Origin of the sequence: Caulobacter sp. UNC279MFTsu5.1, assembly GCF_900114015.1 — a bacterium.
Taxonomy (GTDB): Bacteria; Pseudomonadota; Alphaproteobacteria; order Caulobacterales; family Caulobacteraceae; genus Caulobacter.
In genome coordinates this window covers 1-8,884 of sequence record NZ_FORN01000087.1, presented here as the reverse complement: position 1 = coordinate 8,884, position 8,884 = coordinate 1, and the positions used below count along the sequence as shown (strand labels likewise).

The following is an 8,884-nucleotide window of genomic DNA, read 5'->3' as shown; positions in this document are numbered from 1 at the left end:
CAGGCGCCGACGAACAGCTGTCCCCTGCCCGGCCAGTCGGGATGCCCCACCGCGCTTTGCGCCTGGGCGGGCGATGGCCGGACGACCGGCGCAACCCCCGCCGCCAGCATCAAGGCCAAGGTGACGCCCGCCAGTCGGACTGAATGGTGTCCCACGTCTGAAATCCTCGCCGAATTGGAAGATCGCCGCTGGAGGCCTGTCGGCCGTCTCAGGCGAAGTTGATCTTGAAAGCGCTGGCATGACGCGTCGGCGTGCGCGCCGGGACGTCGATCGTCAGCGCGCGGGCGTCCTGGCGGAACTTGAGCGGCTCGCGGACGCCCAGCATCTCGACCCGCGCGACGCGCCGACGCTCATGGGGATTGCCCTTGGCGAGCGCGGTGATCTCGGTGACGCCCGACGGCTCGCCAAGCGCGATCGCATAAAGCGTGTCGCCCTTCGTCGTGAAACGGATGTCCCTAGCGGTATAGGCCGCGCTTTCCTGGAACGCCCCGCCCGCGGTCTCGGTGGGCCCCTCGCCGAACACCTTCCACGGCCGCGTCCCGTGGATGGCCTGGGCGTTCACCGCCATCCACGGCGCCAGTTCTTCCAGGAGAAGCTGCGACTCCGGCGGCAGGCTGCCGTCCGGATACTGCACGACGTTCAGCAGCAGGTTGCCGTTCTTGCTGACGATGTCGGCCAGCATGGCGACGACTTCGGACGTGGTCTTGTACTTGAAGCCGTCGCTGTAGAACCAGTCCCCGTTGGAGGTGTCGGTCTGCCAGGGCAGCGGGTTGATGCCCTTGAGGACCCCGCGCTCGACGTCCTGGACACAGGCTTCCTTGTAGAACTCACCCGAGCCGAAGTCCTTGCAGTTATAGACCGCGTCCACGCGCCCCGCTCTGGCGACGCTGCCGTTGTAGAGGTGGGCGACGAGGCTCCGGCCGACCACGCCGAACGGCAGCCCGCCGTCCGAATACAGAAGGTCCGGCTCGTAGGTGTCGATCAGGTCGCGCATACGGTCGAACCAGATCTGATGGAACCTCGAGTCCTTCGTGTACCAGGTGTCGGCGCCGCCGCGATAAGGCTCGTTGTGCGGCGGATGGTAGAGGTCGGCGTACTTCGGATCGGCGCCGTCGTAGGGCACGCCCAACTCGGGCCAAGCCTGGTTGTAGAGGTGGCTGGGATAGTACCAGTTGTGGCTGGCCCCCAGATGTTCAGACACCCCGAACCGGATCTTGCGTTTGCGCGCCGCGGCCCGCCAGGCGCCGACGATGTCGCGCTTGGGCCCCATGGCCACGGCGTTCCACCGGTGATGCTTGGAGTTCCACAGGTCGAAGTTGTCGTGGTGCACGCCCATGCTGACGAAGTACTTCGCGCCGGCGGCGGCGTACTTGTCCATCAGCCCCTCGGGATCGAACTTCTCCGCCGTCCACAGGGGAATGATGTCCTTGTAGCCCGACTTGGAAGGCTGGCCGTACGTCTTTAGGTGATGGTCGTAGTGCGGGTGGCCGGGGACGTACATGTTCCGCGCGTACCAGTCGCCCTGGCGCGGCACGGCCTGGGGCCCCCAGTGCGACCAGATCCCGAACTTGGCGTCACGGAACCAGTCGGGCGTCTGGTAGGTCTTCAGGGAGTCGGGCTCGGGACGGAACGGACCGTTGGCCACGGGCAGCCGATAATCCGGCGCCGGCAGCTTGGCGCACGCATCCGCGGAAGGCTCGTCCTTGGCCTGCGCGGCCCCCGCCAGGCCCAGCGCCGCGAGGGCCGGAACACCCAGGAAGGCTCGCTTGTTCATCGTCACCATGTCCAACTCCCCAATCTTCAATACTTCTGTTAGCGCGATCTACAGATCGCGAATTCGGCGACCAAGACGCCCGCTATTTTCCGTCGAAACGAAGCACGCGCCCAAAGAACGGCAGAACGTTATTCTGGAAACGACTGGCGACGGCGCTGGCGTGGTCGCCACTATAGATTTCGAAGGCGTTCCTGACGCCTGAGGCTGTCATGCGCTCGTGCAATTCAGCGGCGTCGACGCGCAGCCCGTCCCGGTCGCCGACATCGATGGCGATCGCCCGGTATCGCCGGAGGTTGAAGACGTACTGGTCGAGCATGCTCAGAGGCGCGTTGGCGGCCCAGCGCGCCAGCACCGACCGATCGACGACGCCCTTCGACGTCGGCAGGTCCGCATAGAACGGCGGCTTCTCCGGGTTAGGCGACCAGGCGGCGGCGACGGCGAAGGTCGCGCGCGGCAGGAAGTCGAGCTTGGTCGCCTCCTCCGGGGTCTTGACCGCCTCGACGACCGCGGCCGCCTGGGCGGGCGGCGCGTCGCGCGCCGAGAGGCAGCACGGGCTCATGATGTAGAGCGCACCGAAGGTCTCTGGGTGTTTCATGCCGAGGCGCGTGGCCCCGTAGCCGCCCATGGAGTGACCGGCGAGGCCCCGGCTCAGGCGATCGGGGATGGTGCGATAGTGGGCGTCGACATAGGCGACCAGGTCGCGGGTGATGAAGCCCTCCCAATCGCCGATCGTCACCGAGCTCGAGTACATGGAGCCGTTGTGCAGGGTCTGGGTGTCCGGCAGGACGACGATCACGTCGGGCGCTCCCGAGGCGAACGCGCCCTCGAGGGTCTGCGGAGCCTGCAGCAATCCCGCGAAGCCGTCGACGGTCAGGGCGTAGCCATGCAGCACGTAGACGACCGGGTAGCGGCGCGTCGGATTGGCGGCATAACCCGGTGGCAGATAGACCGCGACATCCCGATCGACCGCCTCGCCTTCGAGATTGCCTTCCAGGGCCGCGCCATGGACCTTGATGCGGTCGACGGTCACGGACTTGGCGCTCTCCGCGGCCAGCGCCGCGGGAGGCGGTGACGGGGCCGCCTGGGATTCAGCGCCGAGCGCCGTCAACAGAACGGCCACCGCCACGCCGGTCCAACAGGTCTTCACGCGCATTTCCACGTCCCTCAATTCGGGTTGCCGACAGGAATGATCGCCGCGCCCTGGGCCGACCCGAACTTGACGCGCAGGACCTGCTTGCGATCGACCAGGTTGAGGCCGTAGTCGGTCTGGTCGCCGTTCCAGACGCGCCGGAAGATCCACTTTCCGTTCTCGAACCGGCCCTCTTCCACGCGCAGCATCTGGCCGCTGTCGGGTTTGGACGGCTCGAACTTTACGCGGGTGTTGAAACCCGTCAGCAGGTAGTCGCCGGGGCCGAGCTCGGCGATCGCCGCCCCGCCCGTCGGCTGGGGATTGCCCGTCGGCTTGTCCGTCCCGAACTGCCACTGGCCGAAGGTGGCCGTGGCGCGGTACGGGCCAAGCTCCATGACCTGGGTGTGGTTGGCCTTGGGATCGGTCGGTTCGGAAACGCCCCAGACCTTGCCGGCGAACGCCAGCGCGGCCCATTCGCGCATCATCGGCTCGAAGAGGGTATAGTTGCGGGCGAACAGCTCGAGCTTGGCGTCATCGAGGTCCTTGGCCCCGAGCGGGTAGTTGTAATAGCCGGTGTCGTCCATGCCGAACGGCGAGAAGCCGATGGCGCCCTTGCCGATGGTCGCGAAGAAGTAGCGGGCGAACTCGGTGTCGTTGCCGGTCTCGGGGACGAACAGCGCATTGTCCGGGCGAGCGTAGTAGCCGAGATAGGCCGTGTACGCCGCATGGTCGCGCGTATAGATGTCGGGAGCGACGATATCGATCGACGGGGCGGCGGCCTTGTAGACGTCGATGACGTGATGCACCGGGCCGCCGCTGGCGTAGGTCGCGGCCGGCTGGCGCCCGAACGCCGAGGCCAGGGCGGCGTTCATGTACATCGGCAGCGGCTTGACGGTCTTGCCCGCCTTGGCGATCTCCTCGACATAGGCGGCGATCGACCAGGCGTTGAAGTATTCGTCGGCGTCGTCGCCGAAGACCTGCTTCCAGCTTCCCGGCGATTTGTTCATGCGCTTGAGCAGGGCGGCGGGAACCGGGCCATCGAACAGCTTTTGGGCCGCGGGCGAGAAGTCGCGGACGCTGCCGTAGGAGCCGGCCTCGTTCTCCGGCTGGATCATGATGATCGTGTTCTGCGGGTCGATCTGCTTGATGTGCTCCATCAGCTTGACGAAGGCGCGCTTGTCGGCCTCGAGCGTGTTCCGGCTGTGGGGCGAGAGGACATAGTGGGGCTGGCCGGCAGCGGTGACCATCCGCGGGAAGCGCTTGCTGTCGACCTTGACCCATTCGGGCGTGTAGGCCGGGCCGGTGTTCTTCCAGGTGCCGAACCACAACAGGACCAGCCGCACCTTGTTGGCGCGCGCTTGCTCCACCAGCGCATCGACGAACGAAAAGTCGAACTGTCCTTCCTTGGGCTCGACCTGCTCCCAGGCGACGGGCACCTCGACGGTGTTGGCGTGGATGCGTTTGATCGTGGGCCACACCTCGGGCAGGACGTCCGGGTAGTTGCTGCTGTTGTTGACCTGGGCGCCGAGGATCAGGAACGGAGCCCCGTCGACGAACAGAGCATGACGACCCTCGCGGGTCACGACACGGGGAATGGGATTGGCTGTCTGCGCGTCGGCGGCTGTCGCCATCCCGCCGCCGAGAGTCAGGGCAAGCGCCGCCAGGCCGCCCGCGAAACACGGCGTCCGGCCGCCGAAAATCGAAGTCCACATACTCAGAACAACTCCATGGCCGCCGGAACGGCGAGATCAATGCGAGGGATGGGGCGTCGCCGCCGGACGGGGTTCAATCGCGCTCCTCGGCGATCACGGCCGCCCCCATTCCAAAAGGCTTGCCCGGCAGCGCGGTCATCAGCACAGCCACCGTCCGCTCGCCTTCCTTTGCCGACAGCGGCGCGGTCAGCGGGCCCGGCGCGGCGTCGGTCTTGGTCGCGACCATGACGCCATCGACATAGACCTCGGCCGGACCGGTCAGGCGACCGAACACCAGCTTCCCCCCGGCCCGTCGCACGGTTCCCCGCGGCGTAAAGGTCAGGCGATAGAGCACGAAGCCGCCCTCGGAATCAGCATCCTGCAACGCGCCGGGATTGGCCCAGCCCCAGGAATTCATGTCGTTGTCGGCTGGCTTGGTCGACGCGTCGGGGCGAACCTTCACGATCGGCGACAGGCGCCAGTCGGACAGGATCGAGACCGGCGGCGTCCGCGGCTCGGCCAGCCGCGTCCCGGGCTGGACCGACAGCGCCGTCTGCGCGGCCTTCAGGCCCGGCGCCGACGCTCTCAGGCGCAGGACGCCGGTGGAGCCGCGGTCGGTCTGCACGATCACCTGGGCCAGGCCGTTGAACAGGCTGCGCGCGTTACCCTTTTCCGACTCGTGACAGTTGGGATCGCCGTTGCCCAGGCCGATGATCCGCCCGTTGTCGATCTCGAACGTCACCGGCAGGTTGGCCGTGGGCACCGGTCGACCGGCCTTGTCCAGGGCCTCGACGGTGATCGGCGCGGCGTCGGCGCCGTCGCCGGCCAGGACGGTCCGGTCGGGCGTCAGGCGCAGGGCGACCGGCGGACCGGCGGTCTCGACGATCGCCTTCGACACCGGCCGACCGCCGATATAGCCGATCGCCTCCAGCCGTCCGGGCGAATAGGGCACGGTCCAGGACGGCATGACATAGGGATCGACCGTCTGGCGCGAGATCAGCCGTCCGTTCAGGCGCAGCTCGACCGCCTCGGCGTTGGTCAGGGCCATCACCTTGATCGGCTGGCCCTCCCTGCCCGGCCAGGTCCAGTGCGGCGCCAGGTCCAGCAGGGGGCGATCCTTGACCCACTGCGCCCGGTGCAGGAAGAACGCCATCTTCGGGAAGCCGCACAGGTCCATGGCCCCGAAGAACGAACTGGCCGAGGGCCATTCGAACGGCGTGGGTTCGCCGCGGTAGTCGATGCCCGTCCACACGAAGGCCCCGGCCACGAACGGTCGCTTGGCGATCTCCTCCCAGGCCTTGCGGTGGGTGTTGCCCCAGGACGAGGGTTCCTCGTCGTTCTCCGCCAGGATATTGCGCGCACGATCGGTGAACCATTCGCCCCGGGTCATGAACGCCGAGGTGTCCTCCGAACTCATCAGCGGCAGGTTCGGGTGCTCGGCGTGGAACCGGTCGTACTTGTCGGGCTGGTAGTTGAAGCCGACCACGTCGACCGCCTGCGAGACATTGATCGGGTTGAACATGCCGAAGTTCATCGCGGCGGTGACCGGACGGCTGTCGTCCAGGCGCTTGACGGCGGCGACCATGCGCCGAACCATCTGGTAGCCCGCCTCGGTGCCCTGCATGGGCTCCTCGTTGAACACCGACCACAGGAAGATGCTGGGGTGGTTGCGGTCGCGGCGGATCAGCCACTCCAGCTGCCGCATGTAGTCGGGGCTGGGATTGAAGTTGCGGTTTTCGTCGAGGATCAGGACGCCCAGACGGTCGGCGGCCTCCAGCATCTCCGGGGCTGGAGCGTTGTGGGCGCAACGGACGGCGTTGGCGCCCATGGCCTTGATGCGGCGCAGCCGGAAATCCCACAGGCTGTCGGGCACAGCAACGCCGACCCCGGCATGGTCCTGGTGCAGGCAGACTCCTTGGATCTTTAGCGGACGGTCGTTGAGGAAGAAGCCCTGGGCGGCGTCGAACCGCAGCGTGCGGAAGCCGGTCGAGGTGATCGCCTCGTCGACCAGTTTACCGGCCTGCCAGACGCGCGTGCGCACCGTGTAGAGCGCCGGGTCGTCGACCGACCACAGGCGCGGGGCGGCGACGTCCAGGACGAGACGGGCCTCCCCCTGGTCCAGGGACGGCGCCTCGGCGGCGACGCGGCCCGCGCCCACCACCTTGCCCCAGGGATCGACCAGTTGGGCCTCGACCTCGACCGCCTCGGCCTTGGGCCCGATATTGCCCAGGGTGGCGACGACCGGCAGGGTCCAACGCCCCTCCCCGTCCCGGCGCGGATCGGCGTGAACGCCGTCGTCGGCGATATGCACGGCCGCGCGCTTAGTCAGCCAGACGTGGCGATAGATGCCGCCGCCCTCGTACCACCAGCCTTCCATCGGATCGGCGTCGACCCGCACGACGATGCTGTTGAGCTCGTCGCCGTAGCGGGCGAATGGGGTGATGTCGATCTGCAGGGCGTTATAGCCGCTCCAGTTATGCGCCACGACGCTGCCGTTGAACCAGACCGTCGCGTGGGTGGCGATGGCCCCGAACTCGATGGACAGGTGCTTGCCGCGATCGGTGGGATCCAGCCGCAGGGCGCGGCGATACCAGGCCTTGCCGCGCGGCCGATAGCCCTGGGAGAGGTTCTCGTCCTTGTCGAACGGCCCCTCGACCACCCAGTCGTGCGGCAGGTCCAGTTCGCGCCAGTCGCTGTCGTCGTACTCCGGTGAAGCCGCGCCCCCGGCGTTGCCGGCCTTGGCGTTGCCGTATGACCAGCCATGGCCCCTGATCTTCGGAAACGCTATGTCGCCCAGATGGAAGCGCCAGCCCTGGTCCAGCGACAGCCGCTCGCCGGGCGCCTTGAGCTGCGGCCTGGGATAGGACCGCTCCGGCCCAACGGCCGCGCCCGCCCAGGCCAAGCCTGGCGCGCCGCCGGCGGCGACCAGCGCGACGGCCGAACTCGTCCATAGGAAACGGCGACGGTTCAAGTTCAAGCCGTTGCTCTCGTTCATGTCGTCCGTCCCTACTATGCTACTCAACCGATGACGTCGCGCATGGCGGCGGCGGCGCCCGCCTCGTCACTATCTCGGATCGCCCAGAAAACGCGACGCATCGCCTTGGACCGCCCTCCCGTCGATCCCGGTCGCCGCCGGGCGTCAAGCAGCAGATGGGCCTCGATCAGACCCGACAGGGAGCGCATCACGGGCCGGTCCGACGCCGCGCAGATCGTCAACCTGAAGACACGCTGAATGACTCGGGCCGCCGTGTCGGACGGATCGGCCGCAAGATCGGCCAGGCATTGCTCCAGGACCTGCAGGTCGTCGACCGACCGCCGCTTGGCCGCCCGGCGGGCCGCCTCGCATTCCAATCCCAGACACATCGCCCGCACGTCTTCGCCGAACACCGGGTTCTCGCCGGCGCCGAGGCGCCAGCGCAGCACGTCGCGATCAAAGTGGCTCCAGTGCTCGGCTCTCCGGACCGTGGCCCCCACCCGCGTCTTGACGCTCAGGAACCCCTTCGCGGTCAAGCCTCGGATGACTTCACGCAGAAACGAACGCGAGACCTGGAAACGACGCAGCAGCGCCACCTCGCTCGGAAAGCCGGTCACGTCGAAGGCGCCGTCCATGATCTCCAGGGCCAGGATGCGCAGCATCTGGTCATGGGCCGAACGTGGGCGCTCCAGGCCGAGGCCCGGCCAGGATGACGGCCGGTCGCCTTCATCGCTTCCCGTTGGGATCAAGGGCGGCGCCTCGCATGGCGGCTCCCCGACGCCTCCCCAGCGGCCGCGCCCTTCAAGACAGTCGGACTCGTCGAGGGGCAAAGCCGCCAATCCATGGGCCCGGACCCAATCCCCTCCCGTCCCTTGCCCGCGCTTGCTCATGACGACGTTCGCATCACGCGCCCCCTTCCTAGCGCGAGACAATCTGCACGGCCGCGAGGGCCTGTGCGGAGAGGGTCTTGTCGCCGGAGGCGGTGAGCTTGCCGGCCTTGTCGTCCCAGTGCAGCTTGACCGACTTGCCCCCACCCTTTTCGTTGGCGCCCTTCTCGTAGGCGTTGGTTACGCCGTCGTCGTCATAGAGGGTGAAGTCGGCGTCGCGGCCCGGATAGACCTTGACCGCATTGATCGCCTGGGGCGTGGCCGTGCTCTGGATCGGCGCGCCCATTGGGATGATCGAGCCGGCGCGGACGAACAGCGGGATGGTGTCGATCGGGGCGTGGACGCGGATCGTCTGGCCGCCGGCGACCTTCTGGCCGGTCCAGTAGTCGTACCAGTCGGCCCCGGCCGGCAGGTAGACGTCGCGCTCCT

At 67.6% G+C, this 8,884-nt stretch carries 6 protein-coding genes; all 6 read right to left on the bottom strand.

Going from position 1 to position 8,884, the window contains the following annotated elements:
- Positions 1-208: 208 nt before the first annotated feature.
- Positions 209-1,783, bottom strand: a complete 1,575-nt coding sequence (locus tag BM066_RS25505; protein ID WP_018061303.1) for an alpha-L-fucosidase — start codon at positions 1,781-1,783, stop codon at positions 209-211.
- A 73-nt stretch (positions 1,784-1,856) separates the two neighbouring features.
- Positions 1,857-2,927 (bottom strand): alpha/beta hydrolase, encoded by a 1,071-nt coding sequence (locus tag BM066_RS25500; protein ID WP_018061304.1) that lies wholly within the window; start codon positions 2,925-2,927, stop codon positions 1,857-1,859.
- A gap of 11 nt (positions 2,928-2,938) precedes the next feature.
- The gene (locus tag BM066_RS25495) at positions 2,939-4,615 is read right to left on the bottom strand and encodes a DUF5597 domain-containing protein (RefSeq protein ID WP_018061305.1); all 1,677 of its coding nucleotides are present in this window, start codon (positions 4,613-4,615) and stop codon (positions 2,939-2,941) included.
- Positions 4,616-4,688: 73 nt separating this feature from the next.
- Positions 4,689-7,589: a beta-galactosidase GalA gene (gene galA, locus BM066_RS25490; protein WP_089931214.1), complete on the bottom strand. Its 2,901-nt coding sequence runs from the start codon at positions 7,587-7,589 to the stop codon at positions 4,689-4,691.
- A gap of 23 nt (positions 7,590-7,612) precedes the next feature.
- Positions 7,613-8,230: a FadR/GntR family transcriptional regulator gene (locus tag BM066_RS25485; RefSeq protein WP_018062095.1), complete on the bottom strand. Its 618-nt coding sequence runs from the start codon at positions 8,228-8,230 to the stop codon at positions 7,613-7,615.
- A 256-nt stretch (positions 8,231-8,486) separates the two neighbouring features.
- Positions 8,487-8,884: DUF5110 domain-containing protein (locus BM066_RS25480; protein ID WP_143093824.1), on the bottom strand; the 398-nt coding region annotated here is incomplete at its 5' end.